21 protein-coding genes and 1 pseudogene are annotated in these 22,138 nt (G+C 71.6%); 13 read left to right on the plus strand and 9 right to left on the minus strand.

Going from position 1 to position 22,138, the window contains the following annotated elements; genetic code table 11:
• Nucleotides 1–70: 70 nt before the first annotated feature.
• Nucleotides 71–838: pseudogene (locus ACIF80_RS30015) on the plus strand (PAS domain-containing protein); the annotation flags it as partial.
• Between the two features lie 309 nt (nt 839–1,147).
• Here the strand turns inward: ACIF80_RS30015 and ACIF80_RS30020 are convergent.
• The 3 genes from ACIF80_RS30020 to ACIF80_RS30030 all read right to left on the minus strand — a co-directional run bounded on the left by ACIF80_RS30020 (nt 1,148) and on the right by ACIF80_RS30030 (nt 3,111).
• On the minus strand, nt 1,148–1,846 hold the full coding sequence (locus ACIF80_RS30020) for a hypothetical protein (RefSeq protein ID WP_399810332.1): 699 nt from the start codon (nt 1,844–1,846) through the stop codon (nt 1,148–1,150).
• Nucleotides 1,843–2,382, minus strand: coding sequence for a SigE family RNA polymerase sigma factor (locus ACIF80_RS30025; RefSeq protein WP_399810334.1), 540 nt, complete (start codon nt 2,380–2,382; stop codon nt 1,843–1,845). Before ACIF80_RS30025 ends, ACIF80_RS30020 begins: the two co-directional genes overlap by 4 nt.
• 105 nt (nt 2,383–2,487) lie before the next feature.
• Nucleotides 2,488–3,111: a hypothetical protein gene (locus ACIF80_RS30030; RefSeq protein ID WP_399810336.1), complete on the minus strand. Its 624-nt coding sequence runs from the start codon at nt 3,109–3,111 to the stop codon at nt 2,488–2,490.
• Between the two features lie 441 nt (nt 3,112–3,552).
• Between ACIF80_RS30030 and ACIF80_RS30035 the strand changes: the two genes are divergently transcribed.
• From ACIF80_RS30035 to ACIF80_RS30065, 7 genes are all read left to right on the plus strand, one after another.
• Nucleotides 3,553–3,984 (plus strand): NfeD family protein, encoded by a 432-nt coding sequence (locus ACIF80_RS30035; RefSeq protein ID WP_399810337.1) that lies wholly within the window; start codon nt 3,553–3,555, stop codon nt 3,982–3,984.
• Nucleotides 3,985–3,988: 4 nt separating this feature from the next.
• Nucleotides 3,989–5,029, plus strand: coding sequence for an SPFH domain-containing protein (locus ACIF80_RS30040; RefSeq protein WP_399810339.1), 1,041 nt, complete (start codon nt 3,989–3,991; stop codon nt 5,027–5,029).
• A 132-nt stretch (nt 5,030–5,161) separates the two neighbouring features.
• Complete coding sequence (locus ACIF80_RS30045; RefSeq protein WP_399810341.1) at nt 5,162–6,058, plus strand: phosphorothioated DNA-binding restriction endonuclease; 897 nt, start codon at nt 5,162–5,164, stop codon at nt 6,056–6,058.
• A 254-nt stretch (nt 6,059–6,312) separates the two neighbouring features.
• Nucleotides 6,313–6,516 (plus strand): cold-shock protein, encoded by a 204-nt coding sequence (locus ACIF80_RS30050; RefSeq protein ID WP_042163016.1) that lies wholly within the window; start codon nt 6,313–6,315, stop codon nt 6,514–6,516.
• A 291-nt stretch (nt 6,517–6,807) separates the two neighbouring features.
• On the plus strand, nt 6,808–8,370 hold the full coding sequence (locus ACIF80_RS30055) for a DEAD/DEAH box helicase (protein WP_399810343.1): 1,563 nt from the start codon (nt 6,808–6,810) through the stop codon (nt 8,368–8,370).
• Between the two features lie 620 nt (nt 8,371–8,990).
• Nucleotides 8,991–10,322 (plus strand): lipase family protein, encoded by a 1,332-nt coding sequence (locus ACIF80_RS30060; RefSeq protein ID WP_399810345.1) that lies wholly within the window; start codon nt 8,991–8,993, stop codon nt 10,320–10,322.
• 168 nt (nt 10,323–10,490) lie between these two features.
• A complete protein-coding gene (locus ACIF80_RS30065) occupies nt 10,491–10,859 on the plus strand; it encodes a hypothetical protein (protein WP_399810346.1) in 369 nt (122 codons plus the stop codon).
• A gap of 49 nt (nt 10,860–10,908) precedes the next feature.
• Here ACIF80_RS30065 and ACIF80_RS30070 read toward each other — a convergent pair whose 3' ends face one another.
• The gene (locus ACIF80_RS30070; RefSeq protein ID WP_399810535.1) at nt 10,909–12,033 is read right to left on the minus strand and encodes a sugar ABC transporter substrate-binding protein; all 1,125 of its coding nucleotides are present in this window, start codon (nt 12,031–12,033) and stop codon (nt 10,909–10,911) included.
• A gap of 490 nt (nt 12,034–12,523) precedes the next feature.
• Here ACIF80_RS30070 and ACIF80_RS30075 point away from each other — a divergent pair, with 490 nt between their 5' ends.
• Complete coding sequence (locus tag ACIF80_RS30075) at nt 12,524–13,504, plus strand: hypothetical protein (protein ID WP_399810348.1); 981 nt, start codon at nt 12,524–12,526, stop codon at nt 13,502–13,504.
• A gap of 48 nt (nt 13,505–13,552) precedes the next feature.
• Here ACIF80_RS30075 and ACIF80_RS30080 read toward each other — a convergent pair whose 3' ends face one another.
• On the minus strand, nt 13,553–15,058 hold the full coding sequence (locus tag ACIF80_RS30080; protein ID WP_399810350.1) for a SulP family inorganic anion transporter: 1,506 nt from the start codon (nt 15,056–15,058) through the stop codon (nt 13,553–13,555).
• 269 nt (nt 15,059–15,327) lie between these two features.
• Between ACIF80_RS30080 and ACIF80_RS30085 the strand changes: the two genes are divergently transcribed.
• Both ACIF80_RS30085 and ACIF80_RS30090 read left to right on the plus strand, forming a co-directional pair.
• Nucleotides 15,328–15,798 (plus strand): MerR family transcriptional regulator, encoded by a 471-nt coding sequence (locus ACIF80_RS30085; protein ID WP_399810537.1) that lies wholly within the window; start codon nt 15,328–15,330, stop codon nt 15,796–15,798.
• A 62-nt stretch (nt 15,799–15,860) separates the two neighbouring features.
• Nucleotides 15,861–16,199: an antibiotic biosynthesis monooxygenase family protein gene (locus ACIF80_RS30090; protein ID WP_399810352.1), complete on the plus strand. Its 339-nt coding sequence runs from the start codon at nt 15,861–15,863 to the stop codon at nt 16,197–16,199.
• A gap of 205 nt (nt 16,200–16,404) precedes the next feature.
• Here ACIF80_RS30090 and ACIF80_RS30095 read toward each other — a convergent pair whose 3' ends face one another.
• Nucleotides 16,405–16,608, minus strand: a complete 204-nt coding sequence (locus tag ACIF80_RS30095; protein WP_004985680.1) for a cold-shock protein — start codon at nt 16,606–16,608, stop codon at nt 16,405–16,407.
• 241 nt (nt 16,609–16,849) lie between these two features.
• The gene (locus ACIF80_RS30100) at nt 16,850–17,230 is read right to left on the minus strand and encodes a MerR family transcriptional regulator (RefSeq protein WP_399810355.1); all 381 of its coding nucleotides are present in this window, start codon (nt 17,228–17,230) and stop codon (nt 16,850–16,852) included.
• A gap of 540 nt (nt 17,231–17,770) precedes the next feature.
• Here ACIF80_RS30100 and ACIF80_RS30105 point away from each other — a divergent pair.
• The gene (locus ACIF80_RS30105) at nt 17,771–18,142 is read left to right on the plus strand and encodes a DUF6479 family protein (protein ID WP_399810357.1); all 372 of its coding nucleotides are present in this window, start codon (nt 17,771–17,773) and stop codon (nt 18,140–18,142) included.
• Nucleotides 18,143–18,188: 46 nt separating this feature from the next.
• On the opposite strand, the gene ACIF80_RS30110 is transcribed toward ACIF80_RS30105, so the two are convergent.
• Nucleotides 18,189–19,910: a glycoside hydrolase family 13 protein gene (locus ACIF80_RS30110; protein ID WP_399810358.1), complete on the minus strand. Its 1,722-nt coding sequence runs from the start codon at nt 19,908–19,910 to the stop codon at nt 18,189–18,191.
• 107 nt (nt 19,911–20,017) lie between these two features.
• A complete protein-coding gene (locus tag ACIF80_RS30115) occupies nt 20,018–21,040 on the minus strand; it encodes a nucleoside hydrolase (protein WP_399810360.1) in 1,023 nt (340 codons plus the stop codon).
• 285 nt (nt 21,041–21,325) lie between these two features.
• Between ACIF80_RS30115 and ACIF80_RS30120 the strand changes: the two genes are divergently transcribed.
• Complete coding sequence (locus tag ACIF80_RS30120) at nt 21,326–22,123, plus strand: hypothetical protein (RefSeq protein ID WP_399810361.1); 798 nt, start codon at nt 21,326–21,328, stop codon at nt 22,121–22,123.
• Nucleotides 22,124–22,138 lie beyond the last annotated feature (15 nt).

A 22,138-nucleotide genomic window follows, 5' to 3' on the forward strand; every position in this document is an offset into this window, starting at 1 on the left:
CTTGAACATCTTTGTGTTAACCAGACAGACACACGTAACAAAAGGTTGCGGAAGATTTCCCAGAGAGTTCATGAACGAAGGTTCGTACACACAAACCGGTCGCGGGGCGGCCCGGGGTGCGGCCACACGTGCGCGATCGACGCAGCGCTCGCCGTCGTCGCGCGACAGCAGAAGGGGCAGGTCACCGTCGTCGCCTCGGACGTGGACGACCCGGAGAAGCCGATGCCGGACACGATCGTCCTTGGGGGGCGACCCCCCACGAGTTCGAATCCCATATCCTCCGCCAGTGCCTCACCTGGCACGGAGTCGAAGGGCCCCACCGCCTGCGGTGGGGCCCTTCGACGTGTCCCGGCCCTCGTCGTCCCGGCCTCTGTCCGCAGATCACCGCTCACGGCTGAACGCATGGCCGGGAATCGGGAACGGGGCAGCGGAACGGGGCAGGAGAGCAGGTGTGACCACACCGCAGATCGACTACCGGGCGCTGTTCGCCGTGACGCCCAGTCCTTATCTGGTGCTGGACCCCGACCTGGTGATCGTCGAGGTCGACGAGGCCTCTCTGCGGGCCACGAGCCGGACCCGGGAAGAGCTGCTCGGCCGGCGCCTCTTCGTCGTCCACCCGGAGAATCCGGCAGACCCGGACGCCGACGGGATGCGCAATCCGCAGGCCTCCCTGCAACGGGTCGTCCGCTCGAAGGAACCGGACACGATGGCGGTGCAGAAGTACGACATCCCGGTCTCCGGCCGTCCGGGAGTGTTCCAGGAGAAGTGGTGGTCGCCCGTCAACACGCCCGTCCTCGGAGCCGACGGAGAGGTGCAGTGGGTCATCCACCGGGTGGAGGACATGACCGGGTTCGTGCTGACCCGTCCCCTCCACCTCAGGCCGGACGACCTGAAAGGGGAGTACAAGGCGATGGAGGCCGAACTGTTCACACGGGCGCAGGAACTCCAGGGCCTCAACGAGCAACTCCGCGAAGCCCACGACCGGGAACGCCGTACCGCCCTCGCCCTCGCCCTCCAGGAAGTCATGCTGCGCTCTCCGGACCCGGCCGGCCACCGCGAGATCGCCGTGCGCTACCTGCCCGCCACCCGCCCGGCGTCACGGGCTTCCCGGCGGTCTCCCGCGACGGGGCCGGCGTCGCGGCCGCTCTCAGTCCCGGGGCGGGGCGTCGAAGCGCTGCTCGAACAGCACGCCGCCGTCCTCGGCGTACGCCGTGACCGTGAAGCCGGTGTCCGCCGTCGAGGTGTCACCGAAGGCGTAGTACGTCCCCCAGCCCGGATCACCCGGCAGGCTCAGCACGGTGGCGGTGCGGCGCGGTCCGGAGTCGGGGGCGATGTCGATCCCGGCCGGTGGGATGTCCGTGCGGAACGCACCGTGGAAGAGGACGTGGTCGCCGACGGCGTACGTGCCGGAGCTGAAGCTGTCGGGCCGGATGCTGTCGCCGAGGTGCTTTTGGGCCTGCTCGACCGATTCGCCGATGTCGCCGGCGCCCACGACGAAGTTCTGCCTGCCGTCGGGCAGCAGGGCCGTGCTGAGGCCGTGGCCGATCGGCACGGGTTCGTAGGGGTTCACGGTCCGCGGGGGCCGCCAGGACTTCTCGGGTGCCGTGGGGTGCGGCGGAGCAGTGGCCGGTGGGGCCGGAGCGGGTGTGACGGTCGGAGTGAGGTGTGCCGCGCCGAAGGCCAGCAGCGCCGTCACCGTGGTGATCGCACCGGCCGCGGCGGCCGTACGGCGGCGGCGTGCGCGGCGACGGCCCCTGCACAGCACGTCGTCGACGGGAGCCGGGCCGACGGGGAACGCGTCCGCCTCGTCGCGGAGGAGCTCACCGAGTCGCTTGTCGTGGGTCACGGCTGCCGCGCCCCTTTCGTGCTGCGGTGCGCCGCGGGTGCGGCCGGTTCGGGCGCGAGCGCCTCCTCACGGAGCTTGCGCAGCGCGCGGGCCGTGTGGCTGCGTACCGTACCGACCCCGGTACCGAGCAGTCGTGCCACCTCGGTCTCGCTGCGGTCCTCCAGGTAGCGCAGCACGACCACCGCGCGCTGCTTCGCCGACAGCCGGGCGAGCGCGTCGAGTACGGCGCTGCGCTCGGCGACGGTGTCGTCGTGGTCGGGGGCCGCCGGTTCCGGGAAGCGGTTGGTCAGCCATTCGCGGACCTTCGCGCGGCGCAGCCGGTCCACATTGGCGTTGATCATGATGCGCCAGACGTAGGAATCGGGGTCGTCGGTGCGCTGTATGCGCTCCCACCTCACGTACGCCTTGGCCAGAGCGGCCTGGACCAGGTCCTCCGCGTCGTGGTGGTGTCCTGTCAGGAGGTGGGCGGACCGGAGCATTCTGGGCCATCGGCTGGCCACGAACGCCCGGAAGTCCGCCTCCGTGCTCGTCTTCAATCGAGTCCTCGGGTTGCCGCCGGCGGGATACGGGCCCGCCGTCGTGCCGTCCCCCGACCGGCACGACGGCGTGGCCCCGGTCCCGCCCCGCGGGCGGATGGGCCGTCAGCGACCGGCGGAGAAGGGCCGGAACGTCAGGTCGGCGAGCACCGAGCCGTCCGGGCCGTACGCGGTGACCGTGACGGATTCCCGCGGCGCGCCGGTACCGGCGGCGTCGTAGTGATACGTCCCCCAGCCCGGGTCGCCGGGCAGCCGCAGCATGCCCGCCTCCACCTCGGCGCCCCCGTCGATCCGGAGGGTGATGCGCGCCGGCACCGTGCCCGTACGGAAGGCGCCGGTGTACAGCGCGTCGTCCCCCTCGGTGTGCAGTCCGCCGCTGAGGCTGTCGGGCCGGATGCTGTCGCCGGCGTATCCCTTGGCCCGCTCGACGGACCCGGCGTAGTCCTCCCAGGCGACGACGTAGTTCTGCCGGCCTTCCGGCAGGAGCCCCATCGTCGCGCCCTGGCCGATCTCCACCGGCTGGTAGGGCTGCACGACGCGCGGTCCGGCGGTCCGGGAGGCGGCGGGCGCGGCGGACGCCCGCACGGCCGCCGCTTCCCGCGCCTGGCCGCCGGCCGTCTCCCCGGCCGCGGCGGGCGGCGCCGCGCCGTTCACGGCAAGGGCCGTACCGCCTCCGCCGGCCAGGGCCAGGGCCGCGATTCCGGCCAGCACGAGCCTCTTCGTCCTCATCCGTTCTCCAGTCATAGATCGTCGGTGTGGCTGGTTACACCTCTCAGACGGTGCGAGGGCCCGGCGCCTATGTCACCGCGCGGCATGTTTTTTCTCCTGCGGCGGTCCGCCGCGCTCACACGGCATCGACCGGCGGGAGCTCCGGCCGTCGCGTGGGCGGGGTGCGGGCGTCGGGGACGGCGGGGCGGCTGGTGTCCCGCGCCGCCCGGAGGAACGGCACACGCGGGAAAGGAAAACGGCCCGCCGGAAGCGAGGGCCTCTTTCGAGAGCGGGTAAAGTAAGAGTAAATTGCGAAATAAACAATTGCGGCGGGGGGTTGCACCACCCATCCCCGCTCGTTCTGCAGGATTTCCCCCCTCAGGGGTACCGCGACCCTCCCCTCTCGGGGTCCAATGGTGGGACCACGCCCTCCGCGCCCGCGCCGGTCGGAAGAGGTACGCAATGGATCCGTGGCTGATCTGGTTGATCGTCGCAGCCGTGCTGGCTGTGGCGGAGATCTTCACCCTCACCGCCGCGCTCGGAATGCTGAGTGCCGCCGCACTGGTCACGGCGGGGGGCGCCGCACTGGGGCTTTCGCCGCCCTTGCAGTTCCTGGTGTTCGCCGTCGTCGCCACCGTCACCGTGCTGTTCGTGCGCCCCCTCGCGGTGCGTCACGTACTCCAGCCCCAGACGGCGCGATTCGGTATAGACGCGCTGGTCGGCAGGGCCGCCTACGTCATCTCGGAGGTGTCGGGCCTGGGTGGCAGGGTGCGTATCGACGGGGAGGAGTGGACGGCCCGCGCCTACGACGAGACGCTGGTGATTCCTCCCGGCAAGACCGTCGACGTCATAGAGATCAGCGGCACCACAGCTTTCGTCTACCCCCGGGACTGAAAACATGGAGACCTCTGCTTTTCTCATCGCCGGTCTGATCGTCGCGCTGTTCGCGATCTTCACCGTGGTGCGGGCGGTGCGCATCGTTCCCCAGGCGCGCGCTCGTAATGTCGAGCGGCTCGGCCGCTACTACCGCACGCTGAATCCCGGCCTCAACCTCGTCATTCCTTACATCGATCGCGTTCACCCGGTGATCGACCTGCGGGAACAGGTCGTCTCCTTCAAACCGCAGCCGGTCATCACCGAGGACAACCTGGTCGTCGAGATCGACACCGTCCTGTATTTCCAGGTCACCGACGCGCGGGCGGCCTTCTACGAGATCGCGAACTTCCTTCAGGCCGTCGAGCAGCTGACCGTCACCACCTTGCGCAACGTCGTCGGCTCCATGGACCTGGAGAAGACGCTCACCTCGCGCGACACCATCAACAGCCAGCTCCGCGGTGTGCTGGACGAGGCCACCGGCAAGTGGGGGCTGCGGGTCAACCGGGTGGAGATCAAGGCCATCGACCCCCCGCAGACCATCAAGGACGCGATGCAGAAGCAGATGCGCGCCGAGCGGGACAAGCGGGCCGCGGTCCTCGGGGCCGAGGGGCAGCGCCAGTCCCAGATCCTCACCGCCGAAGGCGACAAACAGGCCGCCGTCCTCCGCGCGGAGGGCAACCGCACCGCTGCGATCCTGCAGGCCGAGGGCCAGTCCCGGGCCATCGACGAGGTCTTCCAGGCCGTGCACCGCAACGACCCCGACCCCAAGCTGCTCGCCTACCAGTACCTCCAGGCCCTGCCGCAGCTCGCGCAGGGTTCGGGCAACAACTTCTGGGTGATTCCGAGCGAGATCACCTCGGCGCTCCAGGGCGTGTCCAAAGCCTTCACCGAGCAGCTGCCCCGGTCGCCGGCCACCCGCGAGAAGCCTGTCGACGACGACATGACCGCCCTGGCCGCCAGCGACACGGCGCAGGCCGAGGAAGCCGCCGCCGAGGCCGTCGCCGAGGCCGCCAAGACCGACGGCGCCGTCCCGCAGGCCCTTCCGTCCGAGCCGCCTCGCTGACAGCGAGCGGCCGGTGTCCTCCCCCTCTCCCGTGTTCACGGTCCACGGCCCCATGCCCGCGGCGCCCTCGCCACATCCCCTCCGGGCACACGCGGACCGGCGATCGACGGGGCACCACTACGATCGCCGGTCATGGACTGGCTTGAGCGCGCGGCGGAGCTGAGACAGTGGACCAGGAGCGGGACACGCGCTCCGCACAAACCGCTGCTCCTCCTGTACGCCCTCGGCCGGTTCCGGCGGGATGCCGACGGTGAACTGCGCTACAGCACGGTGGAGGGCGACCTCAAGCGGCTGCTGGACGAGTACGGTCCGCCCCACCGGACCACTCCCGCCTACCCGTTCCACCATCTGGTGAGCGACGGCGTGTGGGAGGTGCGTACCGACCGCGGCCCGGGCAGTCCCGGCAGCGGCGTACGGGAGCTGCGGGCCCTCGGAGCCGCGGGGCGGCTGGCGCCGGAACTGCGCGCGGCACTGCGCCGCGAGCCGTCGCTGCTCGGCCGGATGGCACGGCTCCTGCTCGACCTGCACTTCCCGCCCTCGCTCCACGCCGAGCTGTGCGAATCCGTCGGCCTGGAGCCGGAGCCGGCGGAGCCCGGACGGCTCTCGGCCGTCGTACGGAGGCGGCGGGACCCGAGGATGCGGGAGCGCGTCCTGACGGCCTACGAGTACCGGTGCGCCTTCTGCGGTTACGACGGCAGGATCGGCGCGGTTCCGGTCGGGCTGGAGGCCGCGCACGTGCGCTGGTGGGCGTTCGACGGCCCCGACGACGTCGACAACGGACTGTGTCTGTGCTCACTGCACCACAAGCTCTTCGACAAGGGCGTCCTCGGCATCGGCGACCATCACCGCATCCTGGTCTCCCAGCGCTTCGCCGGCCACAGCCCCGCCGCCCGCGAGCACGTCACAGCGCTCGCGGGCCGCCCGCTCATCGGCCCCCGGCCGGGCACCCGCCCCGTCGCGGCCGCCCACCGCTCCTGGCACACCGGCCAGGTCTTCCACGGCAGCCCGCGCCCCGCCACGGCCTCCTGACCACCCGCACCCCGGACGTCGACGACCCGGCGAGGCGGTTCCGGACACCGGCGTCCCACCCGTGTTAAAGTGAAGAGTTGCAGTTTTGGTTACCAGAGGCTTGTGAGTGCTCTTCCGACCTTCCGTCGACGAGCACTCTTTTTCGTTCCTGTGAGGCTTCGCGGCCTTCGGGGAACAACAGCCGGGTGAACCGTTGTTGCGACCACGGGTCCACAAGGTGTGGGCCCCGGGCACTGCCCAAAAGGAGATACAGCATGGCATCTGGCACCGTGAAGTGGTTCAACTCGGAAAAGGGCTTCGGCTTCATCGAGCAGGACGGCGGCGGCCCCGACGTGTTCGCCCACTACTCGAACATCGCCAGCTCCGGTTTCCGTGAGCTTCAGGAAGGCCAGAAGGTTACCTTCGACGTCACGCAGGGCCAGAAGGGCCCGCAGGCCGAGAACATCGTTCCCGCCTGACGCGTACGCTGACACCGGCGTCGGTATCCGACGCCGACGTGCAGTGCGTGGCCGGGACCCCGCACCCCTGTGGCGCGGGGTCCCGGCCCACTGCGTTCCCCGGCCCGGCAACGATGCCGGCGCCGCACTCGTGCTCGCGGCCCGCCGCTCGCGGCCGCTTGCCGCTGCCTCACTGATGCAGCGATGCACTGATTCACCGTTTTTCGGCTCATTCTTGCGAATTCTCATTCGGCCAGCACGTCGCCGTTGGGCGGAATTCCTCGATACGTGCCGCATCGAGGAAGGTTCCGCATGAACCGCAACCACACAGCTCGTTCGAACAACAGCGCCGGCAACACCGGCTCGTCCCGCTCCCGTACGGACAAGGCCGCGGGCTCCGCGGGTTCCGGGCGGGGAGGCCGCGTCCGTTCCCAGGGGTCGGGCGGCCGCCAGGGCGGTCCGTCCCGCGGCGCCGTCGCCAAGGGCGGACGCAGCAGCGGACGCGGAGGCCGTCCCGCCGCGGCCGGCGGGGAGTTCGCGCCGCCGGTCACCCTCACCCCGGCGCTGCCGCCGGTCGAGGCGTTCACCGAACTCGACATGCCCGAGCAGATGTTGACCGCCCTGACTGCCGAGGGCGTGACCACCCCGTTCCCGATCCAGGCCGCGACGTTGCCGAACTCGCTGGCCGGCCGGGACGTACTGGGCCGCGGGCGCACCGGTTCGGGCAAGACGCTGGCCTTCGGCCTGGCGATGCTGGCGCGTACCGCCGGGCAGCGGGCCGAGCCCCGGCACCCGCTGGCGCTCGTCCTCGTCCCCACCCGGGAACTGGCCCAGCAGGTCACCGACGCTCTCACCCCCTACGCCCGCGCGCTGCGTCTGCGGACCGCCACGGTGGTCGGCGGGGTGTCGATCGGCCGGCAGGTGAGCGCCCTGCGCGGCGGTGCCGAGGTCGTCGTCGCGACGCCCGGCCGGCTCAAGGACCTCATAGACCGTGACGACTGCCGCCTGGACCAGGTCGCCATCACCGTCCTGGACGAGGCCGACCAGATGGCCGACATGGGCTTCATGCCGCAGGTCACCGCCCTGCTCGACCGGGTGCGCCCCGGCGGCCAGCGCATGCTGTTCTCCGCCACGCTGGACCGCAACGTCGACCGCCTGGTGCGCACCTACCTCCACGACCCCGTCGTCCACTCCGTCGACCCGTCCGCGGGCGCGGTCACCACGATGGACCACCACCTGCTGCACGTGGACGACGACGACAAGCACGCCACCACGACGGAGATCGCCGCCCGCGACGGACGCGTGATCATGTTCCTGGACACCAAGCACGCCGCCGACCGGCTGGCCAAGAAGCTCCTGGCCGTCGGCGTGCGGGCCTCGGCCCTGCACGGCGGGAAGTCCCAGTCCCAGCGGACCCGGACCCTGACCCAGTTCAAGGACGGCCACGTCACGGTCCTGGTGGCCACCAACGTCGCGGCCCGCGGCATCCACGTCGACAACCTGGACCTCGTCGTCAACGTCGACCCGCCCGGCGACCACAAGGACTACCTGCACCGCGGCGGACGCACCGCCCGCGCCGGTGAGTCCGGCACCGTCGTCACGCTGGTCCTGCCGCACCAGCGCCGGGAGATGTCCCGTCTGATGGCCGACGCCGGCATCACCCCGCAGACCACCCGGGTACGTCCGGGCGGGGACGAACTGAACCGCATCACCGGAGCCCAGGCTCCGTCGGGCGTGCCCGTCGTCCTCACTCCGCCGCCCGTCCAGAACCAGCCCGCGCGCACGGGTTCCCCGTCCCGGAGCCGGCGCAGCCGCCGTCCCGGGCAGGCGGCCCGCCGCAGCGCGACCGGCAACAAGGGGAAGAGCGGCCGCTAAAGGCCGTTGAGGGACCGTTGAACGGTCCCTCCGTGGGCGCCGAGGCGGCGCCCACGGGGACCGCGATCATCACGAGGCCGGGGCGCAGACGCGCCCCGGCCTCGCCCGTTCGGAGAAGTCTCCGGCGCCCCTGAGGAACTCCGCCGGGCCGCTCTCTCCCGGTCACTCGGAAGGCGAGGCTGTCGCCCTCCGGTGGCCCAGGGGCCCAGGGGCCCGGTGCGTCGGTGCGTCGGTGCGTCGGTGCGTCGGTGAGCAAGAGCGGGCTGCGGGTGGCGGGTGGCAGCGGACTGTCCGTCACATTACCGAACCGTAACCTTCCTACTGCTACCACGAGTAACTTACCCACAGGTAAGTTCAGTGCGAACCACTGCCGAGCGGCGTGGACAAGCCCGTGGGACGCGGGTGCCACACCTCGCCGCCGGTCTGCCCTGCCGTCGTGCCCTACCGCTGTGCCGCCCCGTCGCCCCACCGCCCCATCGCCGTGCCGTCGTAGCTCCGAAGCCCTCACTCCCCCCGGCTCAGCTCCGTAGCTCCGCCACCGCGCCTCCCCGTCCGGGCCGATCACGGGACGCCCCGGCACGGAGGCCGCTTCCTGACAGCCGCTTCACAGGAGGTTCGCCATGCCCGCACGCCCCCGCCCCAGACTTCTGGCCGTCGCCGTCACCGCCGCAGCCTGCCTCGGCGCCCAAGCCGTCGCGGCCGCCCCCGCCGCGGCGACGGACGAGGTCGTGTCGCGGGGTGTCACGATCCCCGCGTTCTACACCCCGCCCGCGTCCCTGCCCGACGCCAACGGCACCCTCATCCGCAGTGAGCCCCTCCCGCTGGCCCTGAGCCTGCCCAGTCTCAAAGGACCGCTGCCGGGAACCGCGACCCGGCTGATGTACAGGTCCACCGACTCGAGCGGGCAGCCGGTCGCCGTCACCGGCGCGTACATCGAACCGTCCGCCGCCTGGAAGGGCAGCGGTCCGCGTCCCCTGGTCGCGGTGGCGCCCGGCACCCTGGGGCAGGGCGACCAGTGCGCCGCGTCCATGGGGCTCGAGCACCCGCTGCAGTTCAACGGCGAGACCGTGTCCGTCGGTTACGAGGACCTGGTGATCTACCGCCTCCTCGCGAAGGGCGTCGCCGTGGTCGTCACCGACTACGCCGGCCTGGGCGCGACCGACCGCCTGCACACCTACGTGAACCGGGTCGACGAGGCCCACGCGGTCCTGGACGCCGTCCGCGCCGCCCGCTCGGTCCGCGGGGCGTCGATCACCGCGGCCTCCCCGGTCGGGCTCTACGGGTACAGCCAGGGCGGCGGGGCGACCGCGGCGGCCGCCGAACTCCAGGCCGCCTACGCCCCCGACGTCACCCTGTCCGGGACCTACTCCGGCGCGCCGCCCGCCGATCTGACCAAGGTCACCAGGGCCATCGACGGCAGCGAACTGGCTGGCGCGCTGGGCTGGTCGCTGAACGGCTTCCTCCAGTCCGACCCGGAGCTGAAGCCCATCGCCGAGGCCCATCTGAACGCCGCCGGCAAGGCCGCGCTCACCGATCTCTCGACGATGTGCGTCGGCGACGCCCTCTTCACGTACGGCTTCGCCAAGAGCACCAAGTGGACCACGGACGGGAAGTCCCTCGGTGACATCATCGCCGCCACCCCCGCCCTCCGGGCCTTCCTGGACAAGCAGCTCATCGGCACGATGAAGCCGTCCGGCCCGGTCCGCCTGGCCACCGGCGTCAGCGACAACCTCGTGCCGCACGGGCAGTCCCGCCAACTCGCCGTCGACTGGTGCGCCAAGGGTGCCGACGTCACGTACAAGGCCGTCGTCCTCCCCAACGTCGGCAGCGCGCTGCTCAACCACTTCGCCCCGCTGCTCACCGACCAGGGGGACGCCGTCGACTGGCTGACCGACCGGCTGGCCGGCAAGCGGGCCACCTCCAACTGCCGGAGCATGCCCCTGCAGCCCTGACGGCCGGTCCCGACGACCGTCCCCGGCGTCGACCGTTCTCCCGGCTCCGGCCCGCCCGACCCACCGGGTGGGCCGGAGCCGGCGCGGAGGGGGTCTGCGGCCGCCACATCGAAGTGATCCGGACCCGCGTCATCCAGCCGGGCGGGGGCTCGGCTAGGCTATTCGACCATGTCACACCCTGACGATCTGCTCGTCGCCGTCGCCGCGATGGTCGAGACGGACCAGGACAGCCAGATGTCACTCACCGTAGTGATTCCCGGCGCCGTCATCACCGGCCGACTGGCCCCCGAAGCCCTGTGGCGGGAGCGCGTGGCGGAGGTGCTGCGCGACTCCACACGACTCGGCCACTTCGCCGTTCCCTTCACCGAGGCCGGCCGGGACGAAACGCCGTCGCACCCCTCCCACCTGCATTTCCACGTCGCCCGGATCCTCCAGGGGAGCTACGGCATCCCGGACACGGGGGGCATGTACCGGGTGGCGCTCGCCGATGTGAGCGCCTGGACGGTGGGAGACATCGGGTACTCCGACCAGCAGTGAGCACGGGGGGCGCCGTCCTGTCCACGGCGCCCCCCGTGCTCACGGGCCCCTACGGCGTGAGACCGATCGACGCGCAGGCCGCCCGGTACTTCGCCGTGCAGATGTCCTCCACGTCGTAGACGCCGTCCCGGATCACCGTGTCCTCGATGTTGTCCTGCGTCAGGGCGACCACCGGCACCAGCATCGACGGGATGTTCTTCCGCGTCGGGCTGTCGACCCGTTCACTGGTCAGCGAGTCGAACTGGATGTCGCGCCCCTGGACCATGGCCACCGCCATCTCGGCGGCACCGCCGGCCTCCATCAGGAACGACTTGTACACCGTCATGTACTGCGTGCCCGCGACGATCCGCTGCACGGCCTCCAGGTCGGCGTCCTGCCCGGTCACCGGCGGGATGTCGGAGACGCCCGCCTCCTCCAGCGCCTCGATGACGGCTCCGGCCATGCCGTCGTTCGCCGCGTAGACGGCGGCGAGGTCGTCGGCGCCGACGTCCTTGATCGCCTTCTTCATGTTCGCCTTGGCGACGGCGGGCAGCCACTTCTCGGTGTCGTACGACTCGGCTATGTCCACGTTGCCGTTCAGCTCGCCCGTCGCGCCGTCCTTGAACAGCGCGGTGTTCGGGTCGGCGGGCTCACCGTTCATCATGACGACCTTGCTGTTCTCCGCCTCGCTGCCGAGCGCGTCGACGATCGCACGGCCCTGCACCTCGCCGACGAGTTCGTTGTCGTGCGACACGTACGCGTCGATCGGACCCTCGGCCAGCCGGTCGTACGCGATGACGGGGATGTCCGCCTCCTTGGCCTTCGCCACGTCCGGTGCGACGGCCCTGGCGTCCACCGCGGTCACGATGATCACGTCGACCTCATCGGCGACCATGCGGCCGAGCTGCTCGCTCTGCTTGGCGGTGCTGCCCTCGGCGTTGGCGTAGACGACCTTGCCCTCCTTGCCGGTGAGGACACCGATCCGTTCCTCGACGAGAGGGCGGTCGAACTTCTCGAAGCGCGCCGTGTCCCTGTCGGGGAGAAGGAGGCCCACGGTGATGTCGTTGCGCCGGTCCGGCGACGCGGAGTCGTCGTCCTTGCCGAGGGCGTCGAACGTGCCGCACGCGGAGAGCGAGAGCACTGCCAGGGCCGAGAGGGCGGCGACCGGAGCGGTGGTGCCCCGACGCCCCCGGATCGTGCGGGGTGAGGGGGTGGCGCGGGTGGTGCGGGTGGTCCAGGGGTTCACATCGGGTGCCTTCCAAGCGAGAGTGCAGCGTGGCGACCAAGTGGTGGGCAAGCCAACGCCGCACGGCCCGGCAGCGTCAAACCGCACCTTTCGTGGGAACAGCCCTGTCATTTCCGTGACTTGAGCAACTCCCACCGATTCCGATTTCCGGTCGTGACGGCCCAAATCGACCCCACGCGCGGCCTTCAACTTCCTTTTCCTCAAAGGATTTTGATTGAAGAACATTCGTCCTGGGCCGCATTGCGCACCGATTGACGCACATGCTCACGGCATTCACGCGAAGCGGGCAGAGAATGTACGCAGGAATGACACACGGGCTGCACACAGCGGCTCGTGGGTGTCGTTAGCGTTGCTGTCCTGCTCCACCCGCTCCCGCGTACGCAACGCGAACGGGCCGCCCCCGGCTCGGCGGGTTCCTGCCAACCCGGGAAGACAGCGGATGGACTACTGCTCCACGTGTCGCCGGCATCTGAACGGCGCCCTCGTGTGCCCCGGATGCGGCGCCTACGCCCCCGACATCGCGCCGGGCGTCATCGGCGGCCACACCGTCGCGGGCACGGCGACCTCGCCCGTACCCGCGGCAGGTCCCGGCACCACGGTCGGTACGGGGATCGGTGCGGGGTCGGTCCCTGCCGTGGAAGCCCCGGACCCGGTGTCCACGCCCGCGCCCGCGCCGGTGCCCGCGTCCGTGCCGGTTCCTCCGCCCACGTCCGCGATGTCCGCGCCCACGGGGCGGGCGGCACGGCGGCGGCAGTCGGCCCGCTGGAGGAAGACCCAGCGCCGCGCCCTGGTCGCCACGGCGGTGGCCTTCGTCGGCGGCGGACTCACCCTCGCCTCGATGGACCGGGATTCCGGCGACCGCGCCCAGGCCGCCACGGCGCCCGAGGTGTCCGGCATGGGCGGCGCGGACGGGCCCGCGGACCAGTACGGCGCCCCGGCGCCGTCCGTGAGCCCGCCCGGCACGCAGCGCTCCCAGGACCGGCCCTCGCGGCCGGCCCCGGGCGACGGCGCACACCGGCAGCCGGCCGGCACCGTGTCGGCGCCCACCACCGCGTCGAGCACCCGGCCGGACGGCACCACCGGCGCCCCCACGACGGCCACGTCCCCGTCACGGACCGCACCCTCGTCCGACGGCTCGGGCACCCGGACGGGCTCGGACTCCAACGGCTCCGCCGGCTCCGGTTCTGATTCCGGTTCCGGCACCGGCACCGGTACGGCGACCCGTCCCACGACCCCGCCCGAGCACTCCTCGGGCAACGGTGGTGACAGGAGCAACGACGGAAGCGGCGGCTCGGGCGACCGGAGCGGCTCGCAACCCGCCCCCTCGACACCCGCGCCCGAGTCACCGGGCTCGTCCGGCTCCGGCTCCGGTTCCGGTTCTGCTTCCGAGCTCTGTCTCCTGGTGATCTGCCTCGGCTGACGGGGCCGGCCCCGGCGCCCCCTACAGGTCCTGTCCCGGGGCCGTTCGTCAGTGACCGCCGACGAGTTCCCCGCTGAGCTTGTCGTGGAGGCGGGCACTGGGCTCGTTCAGACCCGTGATCTCGACGGTCTTCCCGCGCTGCGCGTACCGCGTCTCGACGGCGTCGAGGGCGGCGACGGAGGAGGCGTCCCAGACGTGGGCGGACGACAGGTCGATGACGACGCGGTCGGGGTCGCCCGAGTAGTCGAAGCGGCCGACGATGTCGTTGGACGAGGCGAAGAACAGCTCGCCGGTGACCCGGTAGACGACGGACGTGCCGTCGGGTCCGGGGACCGCGGTGACCTCGGCGAGGTGGGCGACCCGTCGGGCGAAGATCACCATGGCGGTGACCGTGCCGACGACGACGCCGACGGCGAGGTTGTGCGTGACGAGCACGAACACGACGGTGACCACCATGACGCCGATCTCCCCGGCCGGCATCCGCTTGAGGGTCTTCGGCGCGATGGAGTGCCAGTCGAAGGTCGCGAACGACACCATGATCATCACGGCGACGAGCGCGGCCATGGGAATGTCGGAGACGACCGGTCCGAAGACGATGCACAGCACCATCAGGAACGCGCCCGCGAGGAAGGTGGACAGGCGGGTCCGGGCACCGGAGACCTTCACGTTGATCATCGTCTGGCCGATCATGGCGCAGCCGCCCATCCCGCCGAAGAACCCGGTGACGATGTTGGCGACGCCCTGGCCGATCGACTCGCGGGTCTTGGAGGAGTGCGTGTCGGTGATGTCGTCGACCAGCTTGGCCGTCATCAGCGACTCCATCAGGCCGACCAGCGCCATGGCGAGGGCGTAGGGGGCGACGGTGGTGAGGGTGTCCGTCGTGAACGGCACGTCGGGCAGGCCGGGCACCGGCAGGGACGAGGGCAGCTCCCCCTTGTCCCCGACGGTGGGGACGGCGATCCCGGCGGCGACCGTGATCACGGTGAGGATCACGATGGAGACCAGGGGCGCGGGGACCACGGTGGTGACCTTCGGGAAGAACACCATCAGCGCCAGCCCGGCGACGATCATCGGATAGACCGGCCAGGGCACGTCCCTCATCTCGGGGACCTGGGCCATGAAGACCAGCAGGGCCAGCGAGTTGACGAAGCCGACCATCACCGAGCGCGGGACGAACCGCATCAGCTTCGCCACGCCCAGCACGCCGAGGACGATCTGGAAGACACCGGCGAGGAGCACCGCGGCGACGAGGTACCCGAACCCGTGCTCACGGTTGAGCGGTGCGATGACGAGTGCCACGGCGCCGGTCGCCGCGGAGATCATCGCCCGGCGTCCGCCGACGAACGCGATGGTGACGGCCATGGTGAAGGACGCGAACAGACCGACGGCCGGGTCGACGCCGGCGATGATCGAGAAGGAGATCGCCTCCGGGATCAGCGCGAGCGCGACGACGAGGCCGCCGAGGATCTCGGTCCGCCAGACCTTCGGATCGTTCAGCCAGTCGGGGCGCACGGCGCGCAGCCGAGCGGCGGGGGACAGTGCGGGAGAGGACAAGGGGGCATTACCTGTCGTGCTCGGGCGCGCTCCGGCCCGGCGGCGGCGACGGCGCGGGGGCAGGGCGGGACGGGGCGGGTCTGTACGGAGGCCGGGGCCGAGGCCGGCCGAAGGATGGACCGGGCGGCGCGGGGCGGGGCGACTCTACCCTAACGTTAGAGTAGAGATCGGGGTGCGTCCGACCGGTCACACCCCCGGGGCCGACCAGCAGAGCAGCAGAGCAGCACATGGACGAGAAGGGCCGGATCAGGCACGTGGACGGCACACACATGCAGATCGGTGAGGTCGCCGCGCGCACCGGACTGTCCCTGCGCACCATCCGGCACTACGAGGAGACCGGCCTCGTCGTCCCGTCGGCCCGCTCGCAGGGCGGCTTCCGGCTCTACACCGAGGGCGACGTGGCCCGCCTCATGGTGATCCGCCGGATGAAACCGCTGGGTTTCACCCTGGACGGGATGCGGGAACTGCTCGCGGCCACCGACCGCCTCGACGGGCACGCCGGGGCCGGCCTGCCCGAGGGGGAGGAACGCCAAGAGCTGCTCGAGTCGCTGCGCGGCTTCGAGGAAGCGGCACGCCGGCGGACGGCGGACCTTCGTACGCAGCTGGCGCGGGCGGAGGAATTCGCCACCGCCCTGCGCGAACGAATCGAGCGGGCCGAACGGGCCGAACCGGTCAGGACAGGCCGGACGGGTGAAGAAAGCGAAGGCGGACCCCACTCGGAACTCACCGCACCTGATTGACCCCGGCACGGCGGGAAGGTCCCCGCCCGCGTTCCGTACCGCAACTGCGGAACAATCGGGGTATGAGCATCGTCAAGATCAACGTACTCACGGTCCCGGAAGAGCAGCGGGAGACGCTGGAGAAGCGGTTCGCCGCGCGGGCGGGCGCGGTGGAGGGTTCGGACGGATTCGAGTGGTTCGAGCTGCTCCGCCCGGTGGAGGGCACCGACACCTACCTCGTCTACACCCGCTGGCGGACCGAGGAGGACTTCCAGCGCTGGATGGCCGGCCGCGGCCAGGCCGCGCACGGCGGTGGCGGCACGCAGGACGGCGCGCAGGGCGACCGGCCGAAGCCCGCTGCCACGGACGCGACGCTGTGGTCGTTCGAGGTGGTCCAGCAGACCGGCCCGAAGCAGGCCTGACCCGCCCACCGGCGCCACTGAAGCACGCGCCACGAAAGGGCCGGGGCGTCACCCCGGCCCTTCCTCGGGCTGAGTACCGGGAACCGGGACCGCGTTCAGGAACCCCTGAACGCGCGGCATGCCCGGACCCCGGAAACACGGAGCAGGGCCCCGCACAGATGTGCGGGGCCCTGCTGCAATCCCTGCGTACTCGCGTACGTATGGGTCAGGCGGGAACGATGTTCTCCGCCTGCGGGCCCTTCTGGCCCTGCGTGACGTCGAAGGTCACCTTCTGGCCTTCCTGGAGCTCACGGAAGCCCGAGGTGGCAATGTTCGAGTAGTGGGCGAAGACGTCGGCGCCGCCGCCGTCCTGCTCAATGAAGCCGAAGCCCTTTTCCGAGTTGAACCACTTCACGGTACCGGTGGCCATATCAAATCTCCTGAGACAGTGCCGGGAAATCGCACTTTACGAATTCCCTCATCGTCGCGATGATCACCTGCCCGGAGAACCGGTAGCAAACTGGCAACCACAACTGCAACTGACGTCAGCGTAGCACGAACCATATCCGAGGCAAGCGAGGAAAATCACCAAGGAAAAGCGCTGTCAACGCGTTTGAGGAAATAGATTTCTGCGACGGGCACTGCATTTCTGTTCTGGCGAGGATAGATTTTCACCGATGCTGATGCGCGGCGCGCCCGCCCTGCCGGCGCAGCTCCTCGTAGTCCCGCTCGACCTGCTCCAGCCGCTCCTCCAGGCCGACGAGGCGGCACGCGGCGTCGGCCGGGGTCCCCCGGTCGACGAGTTCGCGCACCCGCGCGGCGAGCTTCAGCTGATGGCGCGAGTAGCGACGGTGGCCGCCCTCCGAGCGCGTCGGAGTGATCAGCCCCGTCCCGTCCAGGGCGCGGAGGAAGGCGGGTGTCACTCCGACCAGTTCGGCGGCCCTGCCCATGGTGTAGGCCGGGAAATGGTCGTCGTCGAGCCGGTCGGCGACGGGGAGCCGGCCACCGTCCGGCTGTCGGGCGCCGACGTTCGGCTGACTCTCCGAGGGCATGCGCACCTTCCTGCGGACCGCCGGGACACGCACCGTCCCGGGGGCGGGTTCCTCACACGGGAACTCTAACCGCCTCGACGGAAAAACTACTGCGGCCCGGACAGATATCCCACTCGAACAACGCAACGGGGCCGGGTGGTTCTCAGGCGGAGGCCAGGGGTGGTGAGGGCCGGACACCTGGTACGCGGGTGGCGCAGGACACGATCGACGAAGACGTCGGGAGCGGAGAGCCGACCGGCATCAGAAAGCGGGAGCGGGCCGGCGTCCCAGCGGCGGGCCGCGGCGGGCGGCGCGGCGGCCGTGGCGCCGGGGCGCGAGATCGAATGAGCGCGCGGAAGCCGGTGAGCGCACCGGCGCAGTGCGGCGCGGTAGGGCCGGGGCGGGCCCCGAGCTGCACACGTGGGGACGCGACGGCCCGTCCCGGCCTTCCCTCCGGCCGCAATCTGCCATGGCACGGGGAGCCGCGCCCGCCGGGACGACCGAACGAGAGATCAGGACATTCCGGGCGCTTTATCTCATTTCCTCATCCATAATCGGACCATGAGTACGGCAACGTATGAACTGCTGGCCGCAGGTCAGAACGTACTGAACCTGGGCGCGGCCTTCATCGGCGGGCTGGTCGTGGCCGGCGCGCTGATCTGGGCCGTGCGCATCGGCATGAAGGTCATGGACCAGGAGGAACTCCGCCCCCGCCCCGAGGACCAGCCGAGACTGCCGGAGACCGGCGCGGTCCACGAGATGCGGGAGATGCGGGAGCCGGACGAGATGCCGACGGTGGCGAGGGACGGCGAACGGCTCATGCCCTACCAGCTCCATCACTCCCCCACCAGAACAGGGAAGGACCAGCAACGGAAGCGCTGGCTGCCCGGGTCGAGCGGCGGTTTCGGCAGCGGGGGTCCGGGACACGTGTGACCGGTGGAACCGGAGCCGGACCGCAGACGGTCCGGCTCCGGGCCCGTCAGCGGCTCAGCCAGGCCGTCGTGTCCGGGGCCAGGCCGCCGTCCGTCAGGGGTGCGCTGGTCAGCAGAACCTCGCCCGGGGGCAGGGGGACCGGAGTGGTCGACAGGTTGGTCACGCAGCGCCAGCCGTCGTTGCGGTCGAACTGCAGCACCCCGGCGGGAGCGTCCTCCTGCCAGGTCAGCGTCTCGCCCTCCTGGAGTTTGCGGCGCAGGCGCAGCGCCGTGCGGTAGAGCTCCAGGGTCGAGCCCGGCACGCCCTCGCGTGCCTCGGCTCCGTCCTGCGCCTCGACGGCGTACGCGGCGAAGCCGGGCGGCTGCGGCAGCCAGGCACCGCCCGCGCCGAAGCCGTACGACGGTCCGGTCGTCGTCCACGGCAGGGGCACCCGGCAGCCGTCGCGGCCCTTGCGGACATGGCCGCTCTGCTCCCAGACCGGGTCCTGGAGGACCTCCGTGGGCAGGTCGGCGACCTCGGGCAGGCCGAGTTCCTCGCCCTGGTACAGATAGGCCGAGCCGGGCAGTGCCAGCATCAGCAGGGTCGCCGCGCGGGCCCGGCGCAGTCCGGCGGCGGTGTCGACGGCCGGGGCGCGGCCGCCGGACAGCAGCCAGGCGTTGTCGTCGGTGTCCGGCGGGAGCATCAGGCGCGAGGCGTGGCGCACGACGTCGTGGTTGGAGAGCACCCAGGTCGCCGGGGCACCGGCCGCGCGGGCCGTCTCCCATGAACCGGCGATGACCTCGCGGAGTGCCTCGGCGTCCCAGGGGGCCTGCAGGTACTCGAAGTTGAAGGCCTGGCCCAGTTCGTCCGGGCGGGCGTACAGGGCGCGCCGGGGACCGGGTACCCAGGCCTCGGCGACGGCCGTGCGGGGCGGGGAGTAGGCGTCGAAGATCTTCCGCCAGTCCCGGTAGATCTCGTGCACCTCGTCGCGGTCGAAGAACGGGTGGGTGCCCGGCGCGAACCCGGTCAGGGCGGCCTCGCCGCTCCGTTCCGGGGTGCCGAGGTCGCGCAGCGGCTCGCTCAGGTCCTTGGCGAGGGCGTGCGCGACATCGATGCGGAAGCCGTCCACGCCCCGGTCGGACCAGAACCGCAGGGTGGTGCGGAAGTCGGCGCGGACCTCCTGGTTCGTCCAGTTCAGGTCGGGCTGTTCGACCGCGAAGAGGTGCAGGTACCACTGTCCGTCGGGCACCCGCTCCCAGGCGCTGCCGCCGAAGACGGACTGCCAGTCGGTGGGCGGGCGCTCGCCGCGCGGGCCGCGGCCGTCGCGGAAGACGTAGCGGTCGCGGGCCGCGGAACCGGGGCCGGCCCGCAGCGCCTCCTGGAACCAGACGTGCCGGTGGGAGGTGTGGTTGGGGACGATGTCGACGACGATCTTCAGTCCGAGGCGGTGGGTCTCGGCGACCAGCGCGCCGAAGTCGTCGAGGGTGCCGAGGCGCGGGTCCACGTCCCGCGGGTCGGCGACGTCGTAGCCGCCGTCGGCGAGTTCGGAGGGGTAGAAAGGGCTCAGCCAGAGGGCGTCCACGCCCAGGGTGGCGAGGTGGGTGAGGCGCCGGGTGAGGCCGCGCAGATCGCCGAGCCCGTCCCCGTCGTCGTCCGCGAAGCTGCGTGGGTAGACCTGGTAGACGACGGCCTGCCGCCACCAGTCGGGGTTGCGCGGGGAGAGGTCGGGCGTGGCGTCGGGTGCGGGGGTGGTCGGCCGGATGGCGGGGCTGCTGGTGCGGTCGGTCACGCGGTCTCCTGCGGTGTCCGGTGCCTACGGATGACAGCGTGAATCTGTCCAGAACGCCGCAGAAGTAGGCGGAGCGGTGGGGCCGGCCGGCTTCCGGTGGCGGTGCTTCAGCCGGTTCCGCCCGCCTCGACGGTCTCCAGGTAGAGCTTCACGTAGCGCGGGACGTCCACCTCCAGCCCCACGTCCACCAGGGCCTGCTCGCGTGTGCCCTCGTGGAGTTCGGACTCGCCGATGCGGGAGCGGCGGTCGACGACGGTCTGGCCACGGGCCGGGCCGGGGGCCAGGGAGACCTCCACGGGGAGCCGGTGGGTGGTCAGGCCCTGCGGGTCGACGACCGCGCACAGCGCGCCCGCGTCGCCGAGTCCGCCCGCCGCCTCGTCGGGGCCGTCGACGGTGGCGTGGACGGCGGTGCCGCCGGTGCCCCCGGCGGTGGTGCCCGGGGCCGCGGGTCGGTGGGCGAGCAGGTCACCGGCCAGCCGGGCGCCCGGTTCGGTGCTCGCGCGCAGCCTGTGCACCTCGGCCGCCGGGACGACGACCCGGTTGAACACGTCCAGGCCGTACATCGTGATCGGCACCCCCGCGGTGAGCAGGATCGCGGCGGCCTCCGGGTCGTGCCAGACGTTGAACTCGGCGACCGGGGTGGCGTTGCCGGCGCCCGCCGCGCCGCCCATGAACACGATCCGCTCGATGTTGCGGGTGACCTCGGGATGCGTCCGCAGCAACAGGGCGATGTTGGTCAGCGGGGCGGTGGGCACCAGGGTGACCGGGCGCGGGGAGGCGAGGATCTCGCGGCGCAGCAGGGTCACCGCGTCCACGTCGGCCGGGGTGCGCCGCGGGGCGGGCAGGCCGAGGTCGCCCATCCCGTCGTGGCCGTGCACGTGGGCCGCGGAGCGCGGGGCCTCGATCAGCGGGCGCTCGGCGCCCCGCGCGACGGGCACGGCGGGCGCGCCCGCCGTCTCCAGCACGGTGAGGGTGTTGCGCACCACGCCGTCCACGTCCGTGTTGCCGGCCACGCAGGTCACCGCGCGCAGGTCGATCCCGGGGTGACGGACGGCGAACAGCAGGGCGAGGGCGTCGTCGACGCCCGTGTCGCAGTCGATGATCACCGGGATGGGCGGACCGTACGTCACGGCGAGGACTCCTTCGGGGCGCGGGCTGCGGGACGTGGGGCGTGGGCGTGAGGCGTGGCGTTCGGAAGAGAGGGGGTTCGGGACATGAGGGGGGCGGGCGCGGGGACGAGGACATTTTCCCTTGTCGTCCTCACCCGGACGGACCGCCGCGCTGGTGGGGCGGGCGGCGCGGTGGTGCCGTATGAGCACGTGTCGCTGCCCCGGTCCCGTCCGGCCCCGTTCCGGACGGGGCCGGCGCGCGGGCGCAGCCACATCCACAGCCAGGCCCCACCAGGAGGCACCCCGATGACGCATGCCCCGGCCGCCGCCCGCGCCCTTCTCGCCTCCGTGCTGTCGGTGTCCGCGCTGCTGACCACGGCAGCCTGTTCCGTCTTTGGGGACGACACGGCCGGGCGGGCGGCCCCGACGTCCGTCTCGCCCTCCGCCGCCACCCCGGCCGCCGAGCGGTCCTCGTCGGCGACGCCCGAGCCCGGGCTGAGCGAGGAGCAGCTGCGGGCCGCGCTGATCACGGAGACGGACCTGGGGCAGCCCTGGGTGCCGACGCGGGGCGCGGCGACCTGGCGGGACGGGCTGCTCAAGTCGAGCACGAAGAACGCCGACTGCCGGCGGATGCTCGACGTCCTCTACACCGAGGAACTGTTCGGTACGCCGGCCGGGCCGCGGGCCGTGGTCGCCCTGGACGACGCCTACAGCGGCGCCCAGCTGCGGTACCAGGTGGCCGCGTACCGGCCCGCCGACGTGGACCGCACGCTGAAGTGGCTGGGCGATCTGCCGGAGAAGTGCGGGGAGTTCACCGCCACGGCCAAGAAGGACGGCGTCCAGAAGGTCGAGGTCGACGCGCTGAGGCTGCCGGAGACCGGGGACGCCCGCCAGGCGCTGCGGGTCACCATGACCGGCGAGACGCCCGACCGCCAGCTGACGCGCCTCACCCTGGACGTGGCGGTGGTCCGGGTCGGCGAGGACACCATCACCCTCACCAACGGCGGCTTCGGTGACGTCGCGTCCGACCTCGTCCAGGTGGTCGTGGAGTTCGGGGCGAACCGGCTGACGGAGATCCAGAAGCAGGGCCGGGTACGGGTCTGACCGTCGTGGGCCGAA

The organism is Streptomyces sp. NPDC085927 (assembly GCF_044540975.1).
Taxonomy (GTDB): Bacteria; Actinomycetota; Actinomycetes; order Streptomycetales; family Streptomycetaceae; genus Streptomyces; species Streptomyces hirsutus.